Origin of the sequence: Candidatus Manganitrophus morganii, from assembly GCA_021651055.1 — a bacterium.
GTDB classification, from domain to species: domain Bacteria; phylum Nitrospirota; class Nitrospiria; order SBBL01; family Manganitrophaceae; genus Manganitrophus; species Manganitrophus morganii.
The window spans coordinates 3,855,983-3,880,374 of record JAJHOH010000001.1 but is presented as its reverse complement, the minus strand read 5'-3'; the positions used below and the strand labels follow the sequence as shown (position 1 = coordinate 3,880,374).

Sequence of the window (24,392 nt, the reverse complement as noted above, 5' to 3'; positions counted from 1 at the left end):
TCGGACTCGCCCTAAATTACTCATTTTTTCACTGAAATCACGATCTCATGAAAACAATCGGCATCGTCTTAAAACCCGATCATTCTCAGGGGAAAGCCGTCCTTGAGAAGCTGATCCCTTGGCTTCAACAACAGGGGAAAGAAGCCCTCACGGTCGATGTCGCCAAGAAAACCATCCCGCGCTCCCTCGACATGCTCATCGTCCTCGGGGGAGACGGAACCCTCCTCTCGGCGGCGCGACTGGTGGAAGCGCTCGATATCCCGATTCTCGGGGTGAACCTCGGCAGCCTCGGTTTTTTGACGGAGGTCACGCTGGATGAGCTCTATCCGACCCTCGAGAAAATTTTCAAAAACCAGTATGTCCTCGATCCGCGCTTGATGCTCAAATCGTTTATTCGGCGCGGCGGGAAAGAGATCCCTCAACCGCGGGTCTTAAATGATATCGTCGTCGGTCACGGAACGCTGGCAAAGCTGATCAAGCTGGAGATCACCATCAACAACCAATTCGTCACCTCGCTGCGGGCCGACGGTCTGATCATTGCCACCGCCACCGGCTCCACCGCTTATTCTCTCTCCTCCGGCGGGCCGATCGTTCACCCATCCGTCGATGCCGTCATTCTCACCCCGATCTCCCCCCATATGCTGACCAATCGCCCGATTATCATTCCTTCTAACGTTGCGGTCGACGTTGTTTTGAAAACCGCCGAGAAGGGCCCCCACGTCACGGTCGACGGACAAGAGATCTTTCCGCTGGAAGAAAACGACATCGTCCATATCGAGGCCTCGGAGCGGCGGCTCAAATTAATCCAATCCCCCCATCGGAATTATTATCAGGTCCTCCGGCAAAAATTGAAATGGGGAGAGGGGTAATGCCCGATCGCACCGGATCGCTCCGGACGGCGGCTTTCCTCCGCCCGATTCTATTTCTTTCCGCGACCCTTCTCCTTTTGGCCGCCGGGATCGGCCGGGGGCAGCCCCTTCCCCCCCCCGAAGCGGCCTCCCTCTGGACCGGCTGGCAGATCGGCCAGGTGGTGATCCGGGCGTTGGCGGTCCAAGGGGACGAGGTTTGGATCGGGACATCAAACGGCCTGATCCGCTTCAACCGGAGGAGCGAGACGCATCAGATCTACAATACGAAGTCGGGGCTCCTGTCGAACGTGGTCGTCTCGATTCGATTCGATTCGAAGGGGTCCGCTTGGATCGGCACCTACGGCGGCGGGCTGAGCCGGTTCGACGGCGGCGCGTGGGAGCACTTTACCCCTTATGGACGGGGCCCGAAGACATATGGCCCCGAGTGGGTCCTGTACAATCCGAAAAACGGATTGGGCGACCTCTGGGTCTATGATCTCCTCTTCGAGCCGAACGGAACGATGTGGGTCGCCACCTGGAAAGGGGCAAGCCGCTTCGACGGAAAAGGTTTTGTGACCTATACGATGGACGACGGCTTGGTCGATAAATGGGTCTACACGATCGAACGCGAGCCCTCCGGGGTCCTCTGGTTCGGCACCGAGGGAGGGGTGAACCGGTTCGACGGAAAAACGATGAAAGGATGGACGCACCGCGACGGACTCGGCGCCGCGGTCGGAAATTCGAAAGCGAGTCCGCCGTCCGGCGATGAATACGAAGAGGGACCGGCGCATCACCAGCAAGACCGAAAAGAAAATCAAGAGGCCAACCCCAACTATGTGATCTCCTCGGCGATCGACGGCGAAGGGACCAAATGGTTCGGGACCTGGGGGGGAGGGCTTTCTCGTTTCGACGGAAAGCGCTTCAAAAATTACACAACCGCCGACGGTCTGGCGGGAAACATCGTCAACGCCATCGAGATCGACAAACAAGGGGTGATGTGGATCGGCACCAATAAGGGGGTCAGCCGGTTCGACGGAAAAAGCTTCAAAAATTTTAACACGATGAGCGGCCTTTTAGGAGATTACGTCTATTCGATTGCGATCGATCCCGACGGGAACAAATGGTTCGGGACCTTCGGCGGGGTCAGCCGATATTCGGGAAGGTGAGAAACAGGCCGCTTCAGGAGCAAAGGAGGGAATGGAGATGGACGAAGTCGAGGCAGGACGGGCAAAGTTCTTGGAAGTTCTCAAAAAGATCGATCCGAAAGCCGAAGGGGTCATTCCGGTTCGCTCGACCAACAACAATTTCCTCATCTCCCTCTCGAAAGGAAGCGCGAGGAAGTTCATCACCGTGACGGAAGATGATCTGATCGACATGGTCGATGATGATTTGATCTGCGAAGGGGTCGAAACGCAAATCAGGGAAGCGCTGGAGGCAATGAGAAAGTCGGGATGACGATTCAACCATCGCGCCCTTTCGTTCCGATTGGAAAAAACCCTTGTTAAACCGATGAGAAAATCCTCAGTTTAGGACAGGCATTCTCGCCCTTATGTAATTCTCCGATCTCTGCGTCTCCTTCAACCGATGATCGCTTGGCGAGGGGCAACAACTCCGCCCTTTTCCAGGTGCACCTTGAACGATCGCATGACATCATGGGAATCCGCATAGAACAATGAGGTGGTAGAATGTTTATCACCCATGAAAAACAGTATCCATTTCACAATTCGTTAGGAGGGATCGACTCAGAATATGAATACGTTGTCTCTTGGGATCGAAGGATGGAGTTACGCCGACCTCTATGATCCCCTTCGGCTGAAGGAACTGGCGGAAATGTTTTACCGATCGGTTGAAGCGTCCGATCCCGATCTCGGCCGAAGCTACGCGGCATACCGTGAAAGCGGGGGGAAAGGGATCTCCGCCGTCGACGAATCGAACCTGATCGTGGCGCTCGCTCCCCACCTGGACCGATTCGTCTCGCGCCTCTTTCGAATCGAGCCGGCCCTCTCCATAGAAGTGCAACGGGCCGAGGCTGAAAAGCCGATTTTCGACTTCAAGCGCGATTTCGTGATCAAGCGGGCGTTGAAAGCAATCCCTTCTTCCGCCGTGGCGGAGTTCGACCTCAAAAAGCTCGATCGTCAGATGGAGATCTTGGAAGCGGTCATCGCCCCCCAGGTGCAAGGAGACCGCGAGCGGTCAATCGCCGTCGCCGCGGTTCAGTTGATGGAGATCGAACGGGATCTGATCCGAAAGGCCAAAGGACAGCAGCAGGTCGATGCCGAGCCGGGCCGGAAGCGGCTCGCCGAAATCTGCGACCTGCTCCGGAGCGATCCGGCGCGCCGCCCGTTTTTCGAAGACCGTCTTCCTTCCCCCTCTGCACTCGATTCAATCCCGACGGCGGCCGAAGCGGCCACCCGTCTCCTTCAGATTCCGGAGCAGTGGGTCGCCCTCCATGCCCATCGGGCCGATGCGAAGACCCGCGTCAAAGAGTGGGTCTCGTTCCGTTTCCCGGAGAAGATCGACTTTATGCATCTGGTGGAGGCCCACCCGATCAAGGAAGACCTTCCCGAAGCGATCCAGGGACCGGAGAAGCACCGGCGACGGCGGGACGGGTTCGTCCTGACCGACCCCCGTTTCAATCTCCGCCAGGTCTTCAACGAGGTCCACTACTGCATCTTCTGCCACGAGCGGGAGAAAGATTCCTGCTCCAAAGGCTTCATCGAGAAGGACGGAAAAATCAGAGAGAACCCCCTCGGCATCCCCCTGACCGGCTGCCCGCTCGATGAGAAGATCTCGGAAGCCCAGTTGCTGAAGCGGGACGGCGCGACGATCGGGGCGCTGGCGACGATGATGATCGACAATCCAACAATCCCCGCCACCGGCCACCGGATCTGCAACGATTGCATGAAGGGATGCGTCTATCAGAAACAGGAGCCGGTCAACATCCCCCAGATCGAGACCCGAATGCTCACCGACTGTCTCGATCTGCCGTGGGGGTTCGAAATCTACAATCTCCTCACCCGCTGGAATCCGCTCAACGTGAAGCGCCCTTATCTCCTTCCCTTCCACGGGAAAACGGTCCTGGTTGTCGGAATGGGTCCGGCCGGTTTCACCCTGGCCCAGTATCTCCTGAATGAAGGATTCGGTGTTCTCGGGATCGACGGCTTGAAGATCGAGCCGCTTCCGAAAGAGTGGGTCGGCGATGGGAAAACCGCTCCCAAACCGATCGAGTGGGTCTCCGAAATTTACGAATCTCTCGACGAGCGGATCATGGCCGGATTCGGCGGGGTCGCGGAGTACGGCATCACCGTCCGGTGGGACAAAAACTTTTTGAAGCTGATCTACCTCTCCCTCGTCCGAAACGCCCACTTCCGGGTCTACGGTGGGGTCCGGTTCGGTGGGACCTTGACGATTGACGACGCCTGGCGGCTCGGCATCGACCACATCGCCGTCGCCACCGGAGCGGGGCGTCCGACCATCGTCGAAATGAAAAATAATTTGATCCGCGGCGTCCGAAAAGCGAGCGACTTCCTGATGGCGCTCCAGCTGACCGGCGCGGCGAAGCGGAGCAGCATGGCGAACCTTCAGGTGCGGCTGCCGGCGATCGTGATCGGCGGGGGTTTGACCGCGACCGATACGGCGACGGAGCTGATGGCCTACTATCCGCTGCAGGTGGAAAAGATCCGGGAGCGTTACGAGGCCCTCCGCCGGGAGTTCGGCGATGAGCGCATCTGGTCGATGTACGACGCGGAGGAAAAAGAGATCTTGGAAGAGTTCCTCACCCATGCCGAAGAGTGCCGGCGCGAACGGGCGCGGGCCGCCGAGGCGAGGGAAGAGCCCGACTTCACCCCCTTGGTCCGGTCTTGGGGGGGCGTCTCGATCCTCTATCGAAAGAGCCTGTCCGACTCCCCGGCCTATCGTCTGAATCATGAAGAAATCGTCAAGTCGTTCGAAGAGGGGATCTTTTTCGTCGAGAACATGAGCCCGGTGGAGTGTGTTCCCGACGCACACGGCGCCGTCAAGGAAGTCACCTTCGAGCGTCAGAAAAAAGACGAGAAGGGAAAGTGGCGCGGCTCGGGCGAGATCGTCCCCTTCCCGGCGCGGAGCGTCTTCGTGGCGGCCGGGACCTCTCCCAACATCATTTACGAGAAGGAATGGCCCGGGACTTTCCAGCTCGATAAGAAGAATAAGTTTTTCCAGAAATACGAGCCGAAGTGGAACGGGAAGCCGGGGCCGGAGCTGATCCAGATCGAAGGATGGGATACCGTCGCAACCGACGTCCCGAGCCTCTTCACGTCGTACCAGAACGAAGGGCGCTACATCACTTTCTACGGAGACAATCACCCGATCTATGCCGGGAATGTCGTCAAGGCGATGGCGTCGGCAAAGAAGGGCTATCCCTACGTCGTCAAACTCTTCGAGAAAGAGATCGCCGCGATTGATCCCGCCAGACAGCCGGCGCGTGAAACGCAATTCAAGACACTGGCGCAGACCCTTGAGGAAAGCTGCATGCCCCGCGTCCATCAGGTGAACCGACTCACCCCGACGATCGTCGAAGTGGTGGTGAAGGCCCCGTTGCAGGCACAGAAGTTCGAGCCGGGCCAGTTCTACCGTCTTCAGAACTATGAAATCGAATCCCCCGTCATCGAAGGGACCCGTTTGTCGATGGAGGGAATCGCCCTCACCGGCGCCTGGGTCGATAAAGAGGCGGGGCTTCTTTCGTTGATCGCCCTGGAGCTCGGCCACTCCAGCCGTCTCTGCGCCGCCCTGCGGATCGGCGAGCCGGTGGTCGTGATGGGACCGACCGGCTGCCCCACCCATATTCCGGAGGGGGGTGAGACGGTCGTCCTGGCGGGGGGAGGCCTCGGCAACGCCGTCCTCTTCTCCATCGGAAAAGCGCTCCGGGCCAAGGGGAACAAGGTGATCTACTTCGCCGGATACAAAAATGGAGCCGATGTTTTCAAAATGGACGACATCGAGATGGCTTCCGATGTCATCGTCTGGAGCTCGGACATTGTCCCGGCGACGCAGCCCCGGCGGCCTCAGGATAAAAGCTTCGTCGGAAACATCCTCCAGGCGATGCAGGCCTACGGCGAGGGAAAGCTGGGCGAAACGGCCGTGCCCCTTCGCGACGCCGACCGGATCATCGCCATCGGCTCCGATCGGATGATGGCGGCGGTCAGCCGGGCCCGTCATACCGTCCTGAAATCTTATTTCAGGGAAAACCACACGGCGATCGCCTCGATCAACTCCACCATGCAGTGCATGATGAAGGAGGTCTGCGCCCAATGTCTCCAGCGCCAGGTCGATCCCAAGACCGGCGCGCAGCTCGAACCGGTCTTCACCTGCTACAACCAGGACCAGAAGATGGACGAGGTCGATTTCCCAAACCTCAATGCCCGCCTCAAACAGAATTCCGTCCAGGAAAAACTGACGAATTTGTGGCTCGATTACCTGCTGAAGAAAAAATCGCTCCACCGAGTTTAATTCCACAATTCCCCCTATGGGAGGCCTTCTAAAAGTGAAGGCCTCCCTTTGATCCTCCCTCTTTTTGTCCCTGAAAACGGGTCCAAGACGTTGCAACTAGAAGTCCCATCCCCTATCAACCTTGTTGATAATGCTTGACGAGAGACTTTTAGGCTGTGTATAAATATCTATTTGCGTTTTCCCAACCACTCACTGAGGAAGCGACGATGAAGGTAGCGATCCCTAAGGAAATTCTGGATGGAGAGCGGCGGGTGGCCGCGACTCCCGAAACGGTCGATAAAATGGTCAAAGCAGGACTGGAGGTCTGGGTCGAATCGGATGCCGGCGCGGCAGCCATGTTCCCCAACGCTGACTACGAAAAAGTCGGCGCCAAAATCGCCCCCGACGCCGCCGCGGTGTATGCCGATGCCGATCTTATTTTCAAGGTCCAGCGACCGCTTCAAAACGAAAAGCTTGGAAAACACGAAACCGAGCTGATGAAGGAGGGGGCGATCCTGACCTCCCTGCTTCAACCGTTGAATTATCCCGAGGCGGTCCAACGGCTCGCCGCCCGAAAGGTGACGGCGCTCGCCGCCGACCTGATCCCTCGAATCACCCGCGCCCAACGGATGGATGTCTTAAGCTCGATGGCGAGCATCGCCGGTTACAAGGCGGTTCTTTTGGCGGCCGCCGCATTCGGAAAGATGGTGCCGATGATGACCACCGCCGCGGGAACCCTTCCCCCCGCGAAAGCCCTGATCATCGGGGCCGGGGTCGCCGGGCTGCAAGCCATCGCCACCGCGAAGCGCCTCGGGGCGACGGTTGAAGCCTTCGACACCCGCCCGGCGGTGAAAGAGCAGGTCAAGAGCCTCGGGGCCGAATTTGTCGAGCTCGACCTCGGCCATGAACAGTCGGAAGACGCCGGAGGATATGCCAAGGAGCTCTCCGCGGAGTTCTACAAAAAAGAAAAAGAGCTGATCCATCAGCATGTCAAAGGGGCCGACCTCGTCATTACGACCGCGTTGATCCCCGGCAAGAAGGCCCCCCTCCTGATCACGGCCGACATGGTCAAAGAGATGAAAAAGGGATCGGTCATCGTCGATATGTCGGTGGAGCAGGGGGGAAACTGCGAGCTGAGCCGGATCGGCCAGGAGGTCGTCGAGAACGGGGTGACGATCATCGGCGCGACCAACCTCGCGAGCACCGTTCCGGTCCATGCCAGCCAAATGTACGCAAAAAACATGTTCAATTTTCTCTCTCTTTTCTACGCCAACAAAACCCTCAAGCTTGACGTCAACGACGAAATCATCAAAGGATCGATGGTGACCCATCAAGGAGAAGTGGTCCATCCCGTCGTCAAGCAGGCGATGGGCAAATAGGAGATATACAATGGAGTTATTGACCTCGATTACCATTTTCGTTCTGGCAACGTTCCTCGGCTATGAAGTGATCCTTCGGGTTCCGCCGCTGCTTCACACCCCCTTGATGTCGGGATCGAACGCGATCTCCGGAATCACGGTGGTCGGCGCCATCATTGCCGCCGGAACGGAACAAACCGATCTTTCAAGCATCCTCGGCTTTCTGGCGGTGATCTTCGCGACCATCAACGTGGTCGGCGGGTTCATGGTGACCGACCGGATGCTGAAGATGTTCAGAAAGCAAGAGCAATAAGGAGGGGGTGTGGCTACTTATCTCATCGAAATTCTCTACATCATCGCTTCAGTCCTTTTCATCCTGGGGCTGAAGTATTTGGGCGGGCCGACCACCGCCAAGCGGGGGATGTTTCTCGCGCAAATCGGAATGCTGTTGGCGATCGTTGGGACCCTTCTCCAAAGGGAGGTCGTCAGCTTCACCTGGGTTATCGCCGGAATCGTGATCGGCAGCGCGATCGGAGCGGTTCTGGCGACGAAGATCCAGATGACCGCGATGCCGCAGATGGTCGCCCTCCTCAACGGCTTCGGGGGGATCGCCTCCGCCTTCGTCGGGGGCGCGGAGTATCTCCGGACCATGCCGGAGATCAACGCGGCCGGAATGCTCACGATCGGCCTCACCGTCTTGATCGGCGCGATCACCCTGACCGGCAGCGTGATCGCCTTCGCCAAACTGCAAGAACTGATGCGCGGCGCTCCCGTCGTCTTTCCGGGCCAGAACGCCTTGAATGCGGTGATCGGGGTCGCCTCCCTCGGTCTGCTCGTTTATCTGATCGTCGCGCCGGGAAGCCTTCCGGCGTTTATCGCCCTTTCGATTCTCGCGTCGGTGCTCGGCGTCCTCGTCGTCCTCCCGATCGGGGGGGCCGATATGCCGGTCGTGATCTCCCTGCTCAACTCTTATTCGGGAATCGCGGCGGCAGCGAGCGGCTTCGTCCTGCACAACGACGTCTTGATCATCAGCGGGGCGCTGGTCGGCTCTTCGGGAATCATTCTCTCGAACCTGATGTGCAAAGCGATGAACCGCTCTTTGACCAACGTTCTCTTCGGCGCCTTCGGCCAGGTCCAAGCCCCCGCCCCCGCGGCGCCCGGCGCCCAGGGCGCTCCCGCGGAGAAACCGAAGGTTTGGAGCGGCAGCCCGAAAGAGGCGGCCGAGGCCTTCAAGCGGGCAAAGCAGGTGATCATGGTCCCCGGCTATGGGATGGCGGTCGCCCAGGCCCAGCATGCCGTCCGGGAATTGGCCAACCTTCTAGAGAAGGAAGGGAAAACCGTCAAGTATGCGATCCATCCGGTCGCCGGCCGAATGCCCGGCCATATGAACGTTCTTCTGGCCGAGGCGAACGTCCCCTACGACCAGCTCATCGACATGGACGACATCAATCCCGAATTTCCGCAAACCCAGGTCTCGCTGGTCCTCGGCGCGAACGATGTCGTCAACCCGGCCGCGAAGACCGATCCGAGCAGCCCGATTTACGGCATGCCGATTCTGGACGTGGAAAACTCGGAGACGGTCATCGTCATCAAGCGGAGCATGAACCCCGGCTTCGCCGGAATCGACAATGCCCTCTTCTATCGCTCTAACACGATGATGGTTTTCGGGGATGCCAAGGGAACCGTGGAAAAGATCACGGCGGCGCTGAAGGAACTCGGATAGGACCTGACCAACATTCCGATCGCTTTTACAATGGCCGCGAAAGCGGCCATTGTTGTTTTCCGGCCGTGCCTCCCCTTATACTAGAAGGTGTAAGGGGAAATGACATTGTCCAAGAAGTGGTACTGGCTGATCGGTTTTATTACTCTCTTTGCGCTCATTGCAGTCATCGTCGGCTTTTTTATCGACGAGCCGCTTCGCCGATACATGGAGCGGGAAGCAAACAGGAACCTGAAAGGGTACACTGTCCGCATCGGTGCTCTCGATTTTCACCCGATCAGCCTTTCGCTTGATTTAAAGGATGTCAAAATCGCGCAAGAGGCCCATCCTACCCCGCCGATGGTGTCGATTCAAAAGGCGAGCGCAAGCCTTCAGTGGCGGGAGATTCTCACCGGCGATATCGTCAGCAATTGGCGCATCGAACGTCCCATCCTCTACCTCAATTTCAAGCAGGCTAAAAAGGAGACGAAGGACACCACCCCGGTTGAAGAACGGGGCTGGCAAGAGGCGGTGAAGGCGATCTACCCCGTCGTGATCAATCTTTTCGAAATTGTCGACGGCCAAATCACCTACTCGGACAACAGCCCGCTGAAACAGGTCCGTATCCATGACCTCCAGTTCAAAGCGGAGAATATCCGAAACGTCCGCGCCGAAGACGACAACGAACGCTACCCCTCCCCGGTCCATCTAAAAGCGACCGTTCTCGACACCGGAAAGATGCGGATCGACGGCCACGCCGACTTTCTCTCAAAGCCGCATATGGGGGTGAAGGGAGATGCCGTTTTAGAGGAGGTCAATCTTGAAGTGTTCGAACCGTTTCTGAGGCAGATCAATATCGCGGTGAACGGGGGAACCGGATCACTCGACGGCGCGGTTGAATTTTCCCCCCACGCGAAGGTGGTGGAGCTGGAACGCCTCTCGATCCGGAACACCCGGGTCGATTACATTTACAATCCCCAATCGGGCGCCACCCAAAAGGTCGAAGAAAAAACGGTGAAGACGGCGAAAGAAGCGGGTGAAACCGCGAAAGCGCCGGAGGTTCTGTTCAAGATCAACCGATTTGAAATCCACGACAGCGACGTCGGATTCGTTAACAAGAGCACCGATCCAGACTATCGGCTCTATGTGACCGAGACCCAGTTTCGTCTTACCGAGTTTAGCAACCACAAGACACGGGGAACGAGCGAAGCAGATCTAAAAGGAAACTGGATGGGGAGCGGAAATCTCGGCGTCTCGGCTCAGTTCCGCCCGGAGAAACAAGGCCCCGACTTCGATCTCGCCATCATCATGGAAAAGGCGCAGCTCCGCTCGATGAACAACCTTCTGCGCGCCTATGGTAATTTTGACGTGAAAGAAGGACTCTTTTCGTTTTACATGGAAGTGGGGGTGAAACACGACGAAATCAGCGGCTACGTCAAACCACTCTTCAAAGATCTCAAAGTTTACGACAAGCGCCAGGACAAAGATAAAAAACTTTTCCGTAAATTATATGAAGGGCTCGTCGGCGGCATCTCGAAGCTCCTGGAGAACCGGCCGCGCGATGAAGTCGCCACCCAAGCCGACATTTCCGGAAAGGTGGAAGATCCGGAATCAAGCACATGGGAGGTGGTGGTCCGCCTGATCCGGAACGCTTTCTTCCAAGCGATCCTGCCTGGATTCGAAAGAGAAGTGAGCGGAGATCGGTAGAGCCCGGTCCGGTCTTCTTTCTCATTGCTGAGGCAACCGGGGTGTGTTAAGATTTCGCCATGCCGTCTACCTCATTTCCAAGCCGCTTAGGCCTCATTGAAAACCTCCGCAATTATCTTCTCGCCGGCCAATGGTCCGCGATGTTCGGCGGCCCCATGATCGGCAAAAGCACCCTGGCGCGGCGCCTTGCAGGAGAATTGGACGACGCCGGGGCAAAGGCCGTTTCTCTTCAACTTCCGCTGTTGATCTCCGATTCGGCCTTCTGGCCGCTGCTTCTTGAGGCCCTTCTTCACCAGGGGATCGGACCGGCCGCGCGTAATCCCTTCAAGAAGCCCCCCGCGTCACTCCCCGATCTGATGTCCCAGCTTCATCATCTCTACGAGAGGGCCCCGTCGGAAATCGCCGCCCGTCCGGTCGTCCTGATTTTGGACGACTGCGATCACCTCCTCCGCCACGAAACAATCATCCCGCAAATCGTCAATCTGGCTTTGGAATCAACCCTCCCCTCGATCCAGGCGATCTGCTGGGTGGGGGGGTCCGCTTTCGCCGATTGGATCGCCGCCCATCCTGGGACATTCAAACAGCCCCTTCGTCTATACCCCCTTTCGGTCATTCCGATCCGGGAGGCGCGGAAGATTATTCGGGAACAGCTCGGGCCGGCGAAACCGGTCGAAGAGATCGATCGAATCTGGAACGAAACCGGCGGCCACCCCCTTTTGATGGAGCGGGCCTTCAACCGGCAGGAAACCCCTTCAACGAAATCGCTTCGAGACCAGCTCCGGCAGACGCTCCGCCCCGAAGACGAAGGGATCCTCGACCAGCTCGACCCGGGAGGACGATGGATGATCCTCGACGCGTTGAAGGACAACAAGGGAGGGAAGATCCCGAAGCCGGCCCTCGACCGTCTCTGCATGCTCGGCCTGACGGTTCGGACATTGATCGACGGCGTCGCCGCCATTCGGATCACTTCTCCCCTCTTCGCCCAGGTAACCAAAAAATGATCGAGAGGCAGTCCGAACATCAAACGATCGAAACGCTTCGATCGATCTACCCGATCTTCAAGCAAGAGGTCTACAACCGCCGCGGCGCGATGATGCAGATCGCGCGAAGCGGAATGCTGACCTTCGTCTCCCTCTCCGTATTGGCCGTTCTCCTCTCCGGCGGACGCCTGATTCATCCGGGCCTCAAGGGGCTGGCTTGCGTCGGCGTCGGTCTGGTGACTTTCTTTCTCATCGATCAGATCAGACAAGAGAAATCCCGCCACGAGCGGGCCAAGCGGCAACTGATCCTCCTCGAACAGCAACTCCAATTCTTCGAGCCGGGGGCGTACGTCCAGGATGTCCCGCTCTATCCGACCGAATGGCAAGACCGGCCGTCGATCGACCGGGGGTTGGTCTTTGCAACCGTCGGTCTGGTTGCGACCGGCAGCCTTTTAGTATTGGCGATTTTGCTCGTCTAGTCCGCGGAGATCGCATTAATGATCCCCGAAAGAAGATTCGCCGTCGATTCCGACGAATACCCCTTTCGAGATCACTGGCTCGAAATCGAAGGCGCCCGGATGCACTATATCGATGAAGGAACCGGAACGCCGGTCCTCCTCCTTCACGGCAACCCGACCTGGTCCTACCTTTATCGGAATATCGTCAAAGCCCTCTCCAAGGAGACGCGGCTGATTGCGCCCGATTATTTCGGCTTTGGCTTCTCGGACCATCCGCTTCGATTTAGCTATACCCCCGCACAACATGCCGAGTGTGTAAACGCCCTCATCAATCATCTCGGGCTGACGAACATCATTCTGGTCTGCCAGGATTGGGGCGGGCCGATCGGACTTTCAATTGCCGCAGAGCGGCCGGGTGACTTTGCGGGGCTTGTGATCCTGAACACATGGTGTTGGCCGCCGACGTTCGATGCAAAGATCTTTTCATTCATCATGGGAAGCGATCTGATTGGAAGGTACGTGACCATTAAGCGGAACTTCTTCGTGGAAAAAATCATCCCCGGCGGGATCTTCCATAAAGAGAACATCACATCAGCCCTGCTCAAAGCTTATTCCGATCCTTTCCCGACGGAAGCCTCTCGCGTTCCGGTCTGGATTTTCCCCCGCGAGATTCGGCGCTCGGCCATGTGGCTCGCCCAGGTCGAAGCGAAACTTCCCGTTCTTCGAGACAAGCCGATTGAGATGGTCTGGGCGATGAAAGATGTGGCATTTGGAAAGAAGAAGATCCTCGATCGCTGGCGCCGGATCTTCCCGAACGCAGAGGTCGAAGAAAGAAACGATGCCGCGCATTACCTTCAGGAAGATCGGCCCGATCGAATCATCGCCGCGATTCGAAAGGTATTGGCGAAAGTTCATCGATAACACCCGACTCCTGAACCATCGCGTAAAGGAACTGATCGATTGTCCGGCCGTCCTTCGTAATACTCTTCCGAAGCCGCGCTTCACAGACGTAACCTACTTTTTCCAGCACGCGCATCGAAGCCCGATTCCACTCGAAGACCCCCGCATCAATTCGGCAAAGATCAAACGTCTTGAAGGCATGCTCAGTCACGGCGCGGAGCGCCTCCGTCATGATGCCGCGTCCCCAAAACGGCTCCCCGAGCCAGTAGCCGATCTCGGCCGACCGCCGGAAAACATCTTTCCGAAGTTCAAATCCAATTCCCCCGATCGCATCGCCGTCGAGAATCAAGGCGAACTGCGTCTGAGGAGAGGTCTGGCCCGGTCCCTGAATCCACCACTCCGCATCCGCAAGGATGTAGGGATGAGGAAAGCGATCGCGCAGATTGATCCAAACGTTCCGATTGTTGGCATACCGGACGAGCGGATCTTCGTCGCCCGGTCTCCACTCTCGAAGCAGAATTTGATCGAGTTCTATTTCCAGAGCCCCCTCGCTAAAGACATTCGAAATTTACCGTTCCTCCGAATTGGAGTGCTCACTTTTACATCCCACACGCAAAGGAAGGGGATACTTTAACATTCGCGGCCTCTTGGGATCGCCCCAGAGCGGGGCGAGTTCCGCCAGCAGCGGCGCAACCGGATCGCGGCCCTTTTCCTTGCTGTAGCGCTGCACCGCCGACCAGGTCTGAAGAAAGCCGCCGAACTGATCGAGTGTGAGGGGGGATTCGAGCGAGAAGAAAGGGGTCCGCAACTCGGTAAACGCAGAGGGAAAGGAAATTGACCGATATCCTTCCTCGATCATCTTCCGCTCCGGCGGCCAGTATCGTCCGACGGTCTCTGTGTAGAAGCGAAGGACGATCCGGTCGATCTCCGGATCGATCGTAAAGAGCTGATAACACCAGACGGCGAGAAGCCCACCGGGGACCAAGACCCGCTTCACCTCCTGAAAGAAAGCAGGGATGTCGAACCAGTGTAACGCCTGGGCGACGGTGACCAGATCGACCGATTCGGGCTCCAGTCCGCTCTTCTCGGCAGGAGCGACCCGATAGTCGACACGCGGGTTTGGAAGGGCGTGGGCGATCTGCCCGGCGCTGGCGTCGGTTGCAATCACTCGTTCGAAGTGTTTCGCCAGCCCAATCGCCGCCTGGCCGCTCCCCGTCGCGCAATCCCACGCCCGCGCTCTTCGCGGCGCCGCATCCGCCAAGTAATGGAATAGCGTCTCCGGATAACGGGGTCGAAAACGGGCGTAGCCGGCGGCGGTTTCCGAAAAGTGATCTTTGAAAGACATTTGATTTCGTCGCGCTCCGAGATAGATGGGCTTACGGCAGCAACGTTGATTCCAGTCTCTTTAATTTAGTATAGTGAGGATGATCTCATCAAGGCCATATTAATGTTGTTCCGATTCCGGCGGGAGGAGAAATCGATGGCGATGAAAATGATTCATGTCGAACGGATCGAAAAGGCCGAAGAGCCGCTGGAGTTTTGCGTCATCGTCGGCGAAGAACAGAGCGAGACGAAACACGAGGTGACAATGGCCGAATCGGTCTACAAGAAGTTGACCAACGGGAAGGTCACCCCGGAGCGTTGCATTCAGGCGGCGTTTCAGTTCTTGCTCGATCGGGAGCCGAAAGAATCGATCCTCTCCCGGTTCGACGTGACGGTGATCTCAAACTACTTCCCCAGCTTCGAGCGGGACCTCGGCAAATATCTCCACCCGTAGCCTTTCAGCTTTACGAGAGCGCGCCCCTCTCCCGCAGCAGAGCGGCCATGACATTGTGCTTCCCCGTTGTCGCCAGATCCAGCGGCGTCTTACCGTTTTCCGCTTTGGCGTTGACGTCGGCGCCATGATCCAGCAGAAGCTTTGCCAGGTTGATTTGACCGTGAATCGCCGCCTGATGGAGCGGTGTCCATCCGGCCGCCTGCCGTACATTCACATCCGCGCCATGCGCCACCAGCATTTCGGTGATCGCCAACGAAACCTCCGGTTGACGTTGTGCCAGCGCGCTGTGAAGCGGACAAACACGCATCGGATTCTTCGAGGCGGCATTCACATCCGCTCCCTTCTTAACCAAATAGGCCACGACCTTCGGATGGCCGAAAAACGCCGCAAGCCCCAGCGGCGAGAACCCATCGGGGGAGACGGCGTTCACCTGTGCAGGATCTCCTTGAATGAGATCCTGCACCCGCTTTAATTTTCCGAGGGCAACCGACTCGAAAAGATCCGGCTCGGATTGAAACTGAAGAAGGAGATCGACCACTTCTTGTCGGCCATGATAAATCGCCAACATGAGCGAAGAGACGCCGTTTTCATCCCGGGTCTGAATGAGGAGGGGATCTGATTCGAGAAGGGTTTTGATTCTGTCGGCGTTGCCGGATTTAGTTGCTTCGAGAAATTCTCTTTTAAAATCCATCAACAGCTCTATTATTAATAAGAGATAATCTTGGCGGCCATCTTCACGCATTAACCTTTCTTTGTATAAGCCAGATCACATCAGGAGTCAAGCTCATTCAGGCTCGCTGTCATTCAAGCTCGCCCAACCTTATCCAATATTTATGAGCTATACGCTTAACCAATAAGTCAACTTGTTCCCTATACACCCTACCCCCCCTTTTGTCTTGACGTTTTTACCCCATAACATTAAAATCTTCCCATGCCACAACAAAGCTTTGTCCACCTCCATCTTCATACGCAATATTCCCTGCTGGACGGCGCCAATCAGGTCGATCCGCTGATCGAGACGGCGAAGGGATTCGGGATGCCGGCGGTCGCCATCACCGATCACGGCAACCTCTTCGGCGCCATCGAGTTCTATCAAAAGTCGAAGAAGGCCGGGCTCAAGCCGATCATCGGCTGCGAGGCTTATCTCGCCCCGCGCAGCCGGTTCGATAAGGAAGGTGCCGGAGCGGACGACGACTACAACGAGATCGGCGGCTCCAACCCCTATTACCATCTGATCCTCCTGGCGGCCAACGAGACCGGCTACAAGAATTTGATGAAGCTCCTCACCATCGCCAACCTCGAGGGCTACTACTACAAGCCGCGAATCGACAAAGAGGTCCTCCGCAAACATAGCGAGGGTCTCATCGGACTCTCCGCCTGCCTGCGGGGGGAGATCCCCTATCTCCTCGCGCGAGGCTACGAGAAAGAAGCGGTCGCCGCCGCGCATGAGTATCAGGAGATCTTCGGGAAAGAGAATTTCTTTCTGGAGATCCAGGACAACGGTCTCGATCTACAGAAAACTGCAAACCGCCAGCTGATCGACCTGTCGAAGAAGAACAACATTCCGATCGTCGGCACCAACGACTGCCACTACCTTCATAAGGAAGACGCCCGCGCCCACGACATCATGCTCTGTCTTCAGACCGGGAAGACGGTCAACATGCCGAACCGGATGCGCTTCGAGACGCAGCAGCTCTACTTCAAATCACCGGAAGAGATGATCCGCGGCTTCCAGGAGGTCCCGACGGCAATCAGCAATACGCTGCGGATCGCCGAGATGATCAACCTCGACCTTCAGTTCGGCACCTTCCACCTGCCGCATTATGAAGTCCCCGCCGGGACCAGCCGCGAAGCCTACATCGCGGCGCTCGCTCAGCAGGGGCTGGAGCGCCGGTTCGCGCAGATGAGACCCGACCGGCAAAAACTCCGCCCCCTCTATGAAGAGCGGCTGAAGAGGGAGCTCGATGTCATCAACAAGATGGGGTATGCCGGCTATTTCCTGATCGTCTGGGACATCATCAACTATGCACGCACGTCGAATATTCCGGTCGGCCCGGGGCGCGGCTCGGCGGCGGGAAGCCTCGCCGCCTATGCGCTCGCGATCACCGACATCGACCCGATCGAATATGGGCTGATCTTCGAGCGCTTCCTCAACCCGGAGCGGATCACCCTTCCCGATATCGACATGGACTTCTGCATGGACCGGCGCGAAGAGGTGATTCGCTACGTCACACAGAAGTTCGGCGCCGATCATGTCTGCCAGATCATCACCTTTGGGACGATGGCGGCGAAAGCGGCGATCCGCGACGTCGCGCGCGTGCTCGAGCTGCCGTATGCCGAGGCCGACAAACTCGCCAAACTGATCCCGAATGTCCTGAACATCACCTTGGACGATGCGCTCATCCAAGAGCCGCGGTTGAAGCAAGCGGCCGAGGCCGATCCGAAGGTCGGCGAGGTGATCGATCTTGCGAAACGGCTCGAAGGGCTCGCCCGCCATGCGTCCACGCACGCGGCCGGGGTGGTGATTTCGGCGGAGCCGCTGACCGACCATGTTCCCCTCTACCGCGGGAGCAAGGGGGAGACGGTCACCCAATACGCGATGGGCGACATCGAGAAGATCGGCCTGGTGAAGTTCGACTTTCTCGGCCTGCGGACCTTGACGGTGATCGACCACGCCGTCCGAATTATCAACGAGAAACGCGCTCCCGAGCAACCGCTCGAAATCTCCCAAATCCCGATGGATGATCCGGAGACCTACAAACTCCTCGGATCGGGCGAAACAACCGGTATCTTCCAATTGGAAAGCGCCGGGATGCGCGATCTGCTCGTGAAGATGAAGCCGGAAAACTTCGAGGACATCGTCGCCATCCTCGCCCTCTACCGTCCCGGCCCGATCGGAAGCGGCATGGTCGACGACTTCATCAAACGGAAACGCGATCCTAAAAAGATCCAATACGAGCTGCCTCAGCTGGCCGACATTTTGAAGGAAACGTATGGCGTCATCGTCTACCAGGAGCAGGTGATGAAGATCGCCAACGTCTTGGCCGGCTTCTCCCTCGGCGACGCCGATCTGCTCCGGCGCGCCATGGGAAAGAAGAAACCGGAGGAGATGGCGGCGCAGAAGGCCAAGTTCATCGACGGAGCGGTCAAAAACGGCCACTCGAAGACAAAGGCGGAGAAGATCTTCGACCTCATGGAGTACTTCGCCGGGTATGGCTTCAACAAATCGCACTCGGCGGCCTATGCCTTAATCACCTATCAGACCGCCTATCTGAAGGCCCACTATGCAAATGAATTTATGTCGGCCATCCTCACCAGCGAGATGGGAAACGCCGATAAAGTGGTAAAATATATCACCGAGTGCCGGAACATGGGCATTCAGATCTTGCCGCCCGACGCCAATGAAAGCGACCGCGATTTTACGGTGGTCCCGGGGGGGATCCGGTTCGGGCTGGCGGCGATCAAAAATGTCGGGAGCGCCGCGGTCGATGTGATCATCGCCGCCCGGAAGGCCCAGGGGCGTTTCACCTCGCTTTTCGACTTTTGCCGGCAGATCGACATGCGCAAGGTGAACAAGCGGGTGATCGAGGGACTGATCAAATGCGGGGCATTCGACTCGACGGGAGCAAAACGCTCGGCGCTCACCGAGGTGCTCGAACGGGCGATGCAAGAAGGAACGCAGCAGCAGAAAATTAAAGAGGCGGGACAGATGACGATTTTTGGAAACGGCGCCGAGGGCGAGGCCTCGGCCGTCGCCGATCCGCCCCTCCCCGACATTCCGGAATGGGAGGATGCCCACATCTCGAAGCTTGAAAAAGAGGCGGTCGGGTTTTACATCACCCGCCATCCGCTGACCCCGTTCATCGAGTTGATGAAGAAACGGTCGGCGACCCCGACCGAAGCGTTGGCGGCGATTGAAGAGGACCGCGAGGTGCGGATCTGCGGGGTGGTCGTTCAGGAAAAGGTGGCGACGACCAAGCGGGGCGACCGGATGGCCTATCTTCGGATAGAGGACTTGACCGGATCGGTCGAGGTGATCGTCTTCCCCGATCTCTATCAGACCTCCGCCCCTCTCTTCCAGCAGGACATCCCCCTTCTTATTAACGGGATGCTCGACCGGGGCGACAAAGGCTTAAAACTCAAGGCGACTATGATTATGCCGCTAAACGTGGAAGCATCCCGAAACGTTGAGACATCCCGGCAGGACGTCTCGACAGGTGCGCCGTCGGAAAAATCGGAGAGAATCTCCGCATTCCCCGCGCGCCCCTATCTGATTCGGCTTTCCGCAGAGGCTGTTTCTCCCTCCGAGCTGACGCAGCTCCAAGGGATCCTGCAACGCTACCCGGGCTCGGTCCAGGTCCATTTGAAGATCGCCATCCCGGAACCGTCCGGGTCGTTCAGCGAATCGACGATCGCGGTCGATCCAAAACTCAAGGTCGACGGTTCCGACCGGCTGACAAAGGAGCTGGAGAACCATTTTGGAAAAGGGGTTGTCGTCCAAACGACGCCGGCTGCCCTACCATTCTGAGGTCAACGTGAACGACTTTTTGGAATTCGAAAAACCGATATTAGAGATTCAGGCCCGGATCAATCATTTAAAAGATGTTGTGAAAACCGAGCCGCGGCAGGGCGAAGAGATTAAGAAGCTCCAGAAAAAGATGGAGGCGCTGCAAGAGGAGATCTACTCCAAGCTGACCGCCTGGCAGAAGACACTCATCGCCCGGCACTCCCAGCGGCCGAACACCGACGACTACATCGAAATGTTGTTTGAGGATTTCACCGAGCTGCACGGCGACCGGCTCTACGGCGACGACAAATCGATCCTCACCGGCCTCGCCCGATTGGATGGACGCTCCGTCGCCGTGATCGGCCATCAAAAAGGGAAAACGGTCAAGGAAAGGATTACGCGGAACTTCGGCATGCCGCACCCCGAAGGATACCGAAAGGCGCTCCGGATCATGCAGCTGGCCGAGAAATTTAAAAAGCCGATCATCACCTTCGTCGATACGCCCGGCGCCTACCCCGGCGTCGGCGCGGAAGAGCGCGGGCAATCGGAAGCGATTGCCCGAAACCTGATGGTCATGTCGCAAATTAAAGTGCCGATTATCTCGGTGGTGATCGGGGAAGGGGGAAGCGGAGGGGCGTTGGCGATCTCGGTCGCAGACCGCCTTCTGATGCTGCAGTATTCGATCTACTCGGTGATCTCGCCGGAAGGGTGCGCCGCCATTCTCTGGAACGATGCCGCCAAAACAGCCGAAGCGGCCGAGGCCCTCAAGATGACGGCACAAGATCTCTTTCACTTGAAGGTGATCGACGAGATCATTCCGGAGCCTCCCGGCGGGGCCCACCGCAATCCCTCAAAGATGGCCGAAGGACTTGCCAAAACCCTCTCCAAACATCTTCGGGAACTCGAATCGCTCCCTCAAGAAGAGCGCCTTCAGGCCCGGTACAACCGTCTTCGAAAGATCGGAACCTACTCGGAGGAAGCGTCCCTACCGAAGGCTCCTCCCTCCTCCTGAACCGCCGCCTGAACCACCTGAGCCGCCGCCGGTCGAACCGCCGCTGCTAGGTCCCCTCATTCCGCCACTTCCGGTACTCCCGTTCCAGCGAGGTGCCGTGTTGAAACCACGCAGGCTGCGCGATCCCGGCTGGACCCTTCCGTCTTTGACGATATAATACGGATAATAAGGATAGCCGTAAAAAAAACTGGAACCGAAAAAGAAGCTCGGATAAGGATCATAGAAGTAGCGCGGATAAAAGGGATCGTAATAGCCGTAAGGGGCGACTCTGGCGCCGCCGTAATAGTCGGCTCGAACGGAGGTCCTCGCCCCCGTGTGGCAACCGGCCAAAGCGGTCACCCCGATCAGTAAAAAAATGAACAGTGTTCTCTTTATCATGTTGCTCCCTGTTGTTTAAAAGCCGACCCGGATTCCTCCGGTCAGCGAATATTGATCAAACATACTCCCCTCGATGAAAAGGGCCGCCCGCTCCGAGGGGGAAAGATAATAGAGCGTTCCCAAAAAGATTCCGAAGGTGTCGTCGTTATCGAGATCGAGATCGACCCGCTGGGCGGTGGCGTTGATCCGATCCTTGCCGCTGACGACTGAGAACTGAATCCCGCCGTACGGCTCGAATTCAAAATGCCTCCCCATCACCCCGATCTTGAGCACATGCTCCAGCCAGTCGATCTCCTCCCGAACGTTTTCATTGGCCAACTCAATCACATTACCGCTCGCGTCGACAATCTGAGGGCTAAAATTGACCTCGTCGTCGACTTCGTATTTGAGAAAGTGATAATCGACAAAGATGTGATAGGGCCGCCTCGGATCTCTTTCACGGAAGAGAATTACGCGAGCCCCCCCGCCGTATGCCGTTTCGAAATCGGAGCTGAAGCCGAACTCATCGATTTCCAGATCGCTCCCTCCGATCAGGCCGTAGATCTCGACCGGGTCGATCACCTGAATACTCAGCTTGCCCAACAGCCGGAGCGATTCCGCCGATGCGATCTCTTCAGGAAAGTTTTCGCCTAAAAATTGGGTCGCCTCTTCTTCTACATCGCGCTCGAGCACTTGGAAGAACGCTTCGAAATGAATCCGACTGTCTTCATTGTAAGCGGCCGCTTTTCCGGGAACCATCAGAGGAAGTGCAACCAAAAGGAGCAGCATGAAACCCTTCGCGTACGACATCGCCCACCTCCTAGAAAGAGTTTTGATCTATTCTAGGCTCTTCAAAAATTTGTTGTCAATGGCCGAAGGCGGGTAACAGTGTCGGTACTCGACGGATGGACGGCAGGAAATATCGGCTCGAACGTAAGCGCGATCACCGCAATCGGAAAGAGTTAAGGCAGCTTGGATGACGAAGAAAAATGGATCGGCGCTTAGGCCGATTCACTCCCCTGCGATGGATTGGACCCGCTCAGGATAGGCTCTTCTTCGAGCGGCTCCGGCGTTTCCGCCTCGGCCATTATTTCGGGAGCTTCAGGAGAAGCCCCTTCTAGGGAGAGCTCTTGCGTTGAATCAGAGATTGCTTCCGATGTTTCTGAATAGACCTCTCCTTCCCGTTCCGCGTCGACCACCTCCGAGAATTCTTTGAGGGTCGGAAGGCCGGTGATGTCGGCAAGGCCGAAGTACTGGAGGAATTCGCGGGTGGTGCCGTACATCATCGGTCTGCCGGCAACTTCTTTTCTGCCGACGATCTTGATCAGCTTTCGCTCCATCAATGTCTTCAAGACGCCGGCCGCATCGACGCCGCGGATCTGCTCGATCTCGGCGCGGGTCGCCGGCTGCTTGTAGGCGATGATCGCCAGCGTCTCCAATCCCGGCTTCGAAAGACGGGCCGCCGCCTTTACTTTCTCCATCTCTTTGATCCAGGGGGCCATCTCGATCCGGGTGGTGATCTGATAACCGCCCGCCACTTCGACCACCTGGAGTCCCCGATTCGACTGGGCGTAATCGAATTTAAGCTCCTCCAGGAGGGCCCTGATCTTCGCCTTATCGACCGCGGTGAGGACGTCATGAAGCCGATCGATTGTGATCGGATCGCCCGAAACGAACATCAATGCTTCTATGACCGGCTTTATCTCATGATCTTCCATCCTACTCCACCTCTCCCGAAAGATTTTTTGTTTTGAATAAGCGAAGCGGCCCGCAAACATCTCCCTGAACCACCCGAACCAGGCCGAGACGAATGATCTCCAGAAGCGCCAAGAAGGTGACCACGACGGAATGGCGCGTCCGGATTCCCTCAAAGAGATCGTCAAAGAGAATGCTTTCGATCGTCCCCATCCGCTCCATCAGAAACTGCATTCGATCTTTGACGGTCAGCTCATCGATCGTGACCTGAAGCACTTTTTTGTCGGGAATTTTCGCCAGAACATTCTTCAAGGCATCGAGAAGGTCGTAAAGATCGAGATCGACCAGCGGAACTTCCTCGGGAAGGAGCTCGGGAGAGGGGGAAGGCTCTTTTCGGAAAATCTCCCGCCAGAGGCTCTCTCTCTCCTCCAACTGTTCGGCCGCATCTTTAAATTTCTGATATTCCAGAAGGCGCGCCACCAATTCGCGGCGCGGATCTTCCTCGTCGGCTTCTTCTTCCGCGGGAGGCAGGAGTGTTTTCGATTTGATGTGGATGAGGGTCGCCGCCATGACCAGAAATTCCCCGGCAATCGAGAGATTGAGGGATTTCATGAGATCGAGCGTTTCAATATACTGCTGGGTGATCAGCGCGATGGGGATATCGTAGATATTGATCTCGTTCTTCTTGATGAGATGAAGGAGGAGTTCGAGGGGTCCCTCGAATGTCCCGACTTTTACTTCATATGCCGCTTCTGATTCCATCCAACTCCGTATACATCTGAAGTGACCATTGATAAACCTAGATTAAATGAGGGTTACGATTGATAAATCTTTATATCATTAGAAAGCCTGCGAAGCAAGGAAAAAATCAAGGGATGGTGGGAAGAAAAATAGGATGACCCAACATAAAGTATTCTGTGATGGAATGGACGTCCTGGAACTTCGTTTCAGATCAGCCCCGAAAGGAGGACTTTTGCATCCTGGAGATCGTCTTGACGAACCATGAGACGCGCCCCCATCGGGGCCGGTCCGGCGCCCGGTCCGAAGATTCCGATATCTTCGGATTGGATCAGATAAGGAATCTCCCCCTGCTTTAAGATCTCCCCTGCCATTTCCGCTTCCATCCGAGATGGAAAGCGATGGAGAAGGATGAAATCCATCTTTGATCTCCAACATTTATTGGGCCGATATGGAAAACTGAACCTATTATGGCACTCTCAATCATAATTCACAAGCGACAGAGAAGACGGCCTCATCTATTCGGGTGCCATCCTTTCGGAGGATAGGAAACTCTTTTTCGATTTTGCTAAGATAATCCCAAGACAAGGAGGAAAACTATGAGTATTCTCGGCTGGATTATCTTTGGAGCAATTATCGGCGTCATCGCAAAATTTTTGATGCCGGGTGATGATCCTGGCGGAATCATCGTCACGATTTTGCTCGGCATCGTCGGTGCGCTGATCGGCGGTTTCATCGGTCGGGCGCTCGGAATGTATGGGCCCGAACAACAAGCGGGCGGCTTTATCATGTCGATTCTCGGGGCGATTCTCGTGCTCTGGGGATATCGCGCAACGATTGGCCGCAGAACCGCTTGACGAGGAAAATTAGACTGTCCCAGATAAGCCGGTTGC

At 56.9% G+C, this 24,392-nt stretch carries 23 protein-coding genes; 15 read left to right on the top strand and 8 right to left on the bottom strand.

The window, feature by feature from the left end:
• Positions 1 to 47: 47 nt before the first annotated feature.
• The 11 genes from MCM46_17910 to MCM46_17860 all read left to right on the top strand — a co-directional run bounded on the left by MCM46_17910 (position 48) and on the right by MCM46_17860 (position 13,434).
• On the top strand, positions 48 to 869 hold the full coding sequence (locus MCM46_17910; protein MCG3113687.1) for an NAD(+)/NADH kinase: 822 nt from the start codon (positions 48 to 50) through the stop codon (positions 867 to 869).
• Positions 869 to 2,014: a hypothetical protein gene (locus tag MCM46_17905; GenBank protein MCG3113686.1), complete on the top strand. Its 1,146-nt coding sequence runs from the start codon at positions 869 to 871 to the stop codon at positions 2,012 to 2,014. The genes MCM46_17910 and MCM46_17905 overlap by 1 nt, the downstream gene beginning before the upstream one ends.
• A 37-nt stretch (positions 2,015 to 2,051) precedes the next feature.
• Positions 2,052 to 2,303, top strand: coding sequence for a hypothetical protein (locus MCM46_17900; protein MCG3113685.1), 252 nt, complete (start codon positions 2,052 to 2,054; stop codon positions 2,301 to 2,303).
• A gap of 294 nt (positions 2,304 to 2,597) precedes the next feature.
• Complete coding sequence (locus tag MCM46_17895) at positions 2,598 to 6,332, top strand: FAD-dependent oxidoreductase (protein ID MCG3113684.1); 3,735 nt, start codon at positions 2,598 to 2,600, stop codon at positions 6,330 to 6,332.
• A gap of 206 nt (positions 6,333 to 6,538) precedes the next feature.
• Complete coding sequence (locus tag MCM46_17890) at positions 6,539 to 7,690, top strand: Re/Si-specific NAD(P)(+) transhydrogenase subunit alpha (protein ID MCG3113683.1); 1,152 nt, start codon at positions 6,539 to 6,541, stop codon at positions 7,688 to 7,690.
• Between the two features lie 10 nt (positions 7,691 to 7,700).
• Positions 7,701 to 7,982, top strand: a complete 282-nt coding sequence (locus MCM46_17885; protein MCG3113682.1) for an NAD(P) transhydrogenase subunit alpha — start codon at positions 7,701 to 7,703, stop codon at positions 7,980 to 7,982.
• Between the two features lie 9 nt (positions 7,983 to 7,991).
• Positions 7,992 to 9,392, top strand: coding sequence for an NAD(P)(+) transhydrogenase (Re/Si-specific) subunit beta (locus tag MCM46_17880; protein ID MCG3113681.1), 1,401 nt, complete (start codon positions 7,992 to 7,994; stop codon positions 9,390 to 9,392).
• Positions 9,393 to 9,497: 105 nt separating this feature from the next.
• A complete protein-coding gene (locus tag MCM46_17875; protein MCG3113680.1) occupies positions 9,498 to 11,075 on the top strand; it encodes a DUF748 domain-containing protein in 1,578 nt (525 codons plus the stop codon).
• 59 nt (positions 11,076 to 11,134) lie between these two features.
• The gene (locus tag MCM46_17870) at positions 11,135 to 12,076 is read left to right on the top strand and encodes an ATP-binding protein (protein MCG3113679.1); all 942 of its coding nucleotides are present in this window, start codon (positions 11,135 to 11,137) and stop codon (positions 12,074 to 12,076) included.
• Complete coding sequence (locus tag MCM46_17865; protein MCG3113678.1) at positions 12,073 to 12,534, top strand: hypothetical protein; 462 nt, start codon at positions 12,073 to 12,075, stop codon at positions 12,532 to 12,534. The genes MCM46_17870 and MCM46_17865 overlap by 4 nt, the downstream gene beginning before the upstream one ends.
• An 18-nt stretch (positions 12,535 to 12,552) precedes the next feature.
• Positions 12,553 to 13,434 carry an alpha/beta fold hydrolase gene (locus MCM46_17860; protein MCG3113677.1) on the top strand — a complete coding sequence of 294 codons (882 nt, stop codon included), beginning with the start codon at positions 12,553 to 12,555 and terminating at the stop codon, positions 13,432 to 13,434.
• On the opposite strand, the gene MCM46_17855 is transcribed toward MCM46_17860, so the two are convergent.
• Together MCM46_17855 and MCM46_17850 are read right to left on the bottom strand one after the other, a co-directional pair.
• Positions 13,391 to 13,930 (bottom strand): GNAT family N-acetyltransferase, encoded by a 540-nt coding sequence (locus MCM46_17855; protein MCG3113676.1) that lies wholly within the window; start codon positions 13,928 to 13,930, stop codon positions 13,391 to 13,393. The genes MCM46_17860 and MCM46_17855 overlap by 44 nt on opposite strands.
• Before the next feature lie 51 nt (positions 13,931 to 13,981).
• Entirely contained in the window at positions 13,982 to 14,758 is a 777-nt protein-coding gene (locus MCM46_17850; protein MCG3113675.1) for a class I SAM-dependent methyltransferase, read from the bottom strand.
• Between the two features lie 135 nt (positions 14,759 to 14,893).
• On the opposite strand from MCM46_17850, the gene MCM46_17845 reads away from it, so the two are divergent.
• Positions 14,894 to 15,190: a hypothetical protein gene (locus MCM46_17845; GenBank protein ID MCG3113674.1), complete on the top strand. Its 297-nt coding sequence runs from the start codon at positions 14,894 to 14,896 to the stop codon at positions 15,188 to 15,190.
• 10 nt (positions 15,191 to 15,200) lie between these two features.
• Here MCM46_17845 and MCM46_17840 read toward each other — a convergent pair whose 3' ends face one another.
• Entirely contained in the window at positions 15,201 to 15,881 is a 681-nt protein-coding gene (locus tag MCM46_17840; protein ID MCG3113673.1) for an ankyrin repeat domain-containing protein, read from the bottom strand.
• Between the two features lie 240 nt (positions 15,882 to 16,121).
• Between MCM46_17840 and MCM46_17835 the strand changes: the two genes are divergently transcribed.
• Both MCM46_17835 and MCM46_17830 read left to right on the top strand, forming a co-directional pair.
• Entirely contained in the window at positions 16,122 to 19,718 is a 3,597-nt protein-coding gene (locus tag MCM46_17835; protein MCG3113672.1) for a DNA polymerase III subunit alpha, read from the top strand.
• 7 nt (positions 19,719 to 19,725) lie between these two features.
• Complete coding sequence (locus tag MCM46_17830) at positions 19,726 to 20,709, top strand: acetyl-CoA carboxylase carboxyltransferase subunit alpha (protein ID MCG3113671.1); 984 nt, start codon at positions 19,726 to 19,728, stop codon at positions 20,707 to 20,709.
• Here MCM46_17830 and MCM46_17825 read toward each other — a convergent pair.
• The 5 genes from MCM46_17825 to MCM46_17805 all read right to left on the bottom strand — a co-directional run bounded on the left by MCM46_17825 (position 20,683) and on the right by MCM46_17805 (position 23,921).
• Entirely contained in the window at positions 20,683 to 21,087 is a 405-nt protein-coding gene (locus MCM46_17825; GenBank protein MCG3113670.1) for a hypothetical protein, read from the bottom strand. The two genes, MCM46_17830 and MCM46_17825, sit on opposite strands and share 27 nt — an antisense overlap.
• A gap of 15 nt (positions 21,088 to 21,102) precedes the next feature.
• On the bottom strand, positions 21,103 to 21,876 hold the full coding sequence (locus MCM46_17820; protein MCG3113669.1) for a hypothetical protein: 774 nt from the start codon (positions 21,874 to 21,876) through the stop codon (positions 21,103 to 21,105).
• A gap of 191 nt (positions 21,877 to 22,067) precedes the next feature.
• Positions 22,068 to 22,784, bottom strand: a complete 717-nt coding sequence (gene scpB, locus MCM46_17815; protein ID MCG3113668.1) for an SMC-Scp complex subunit ScpB — start codon at positions 22,782 to 22,784, stop codon at positions 22,068 to 22,070.
• Between the two features lies 1 nt (position 22,785).
• Positions 22,786 to 23,523 (bottom strand): segregation/condensation protein A, encoded by a 738-nt coding sequence (locus tag MCM46_17810; protein MCG3113667.1) that lies wholly within the window; start codon positions 23,521 to 23,523, stop codon positions 22,786 to 22,788.
• Positions 23,524 to 23,708: 185 nt separating this feature from the next.
• Entirely contained in the window at positions 23,709 to 23,921 is a 213-nt protein-coding gene (locus tag MCM46_17805; protein ID MCG3113666.1) for a DUF2007 domain-containing protein, read from the bottom strand.
• A gap of 177 nt (positions 23,922 to 24,098) precedes the next feature.
• Here MCM46_17805 and MCM46_17800 point away from each other — a divergent pair, with 177 nt between their 5' ends.
• A complete protein-coding gene (locus tag MCM46_17800) occupies positions 24,099 to 24,356 on the top strand; it encodes a GlsB/YeaQ/YmgE family stress response membrane protein (GenBank protein MCG3113665.1) in 258 nt (85 codons plus the stop codon).
• Positions 24,357 to 24,392: the final 36 nt, after the last annotated feature.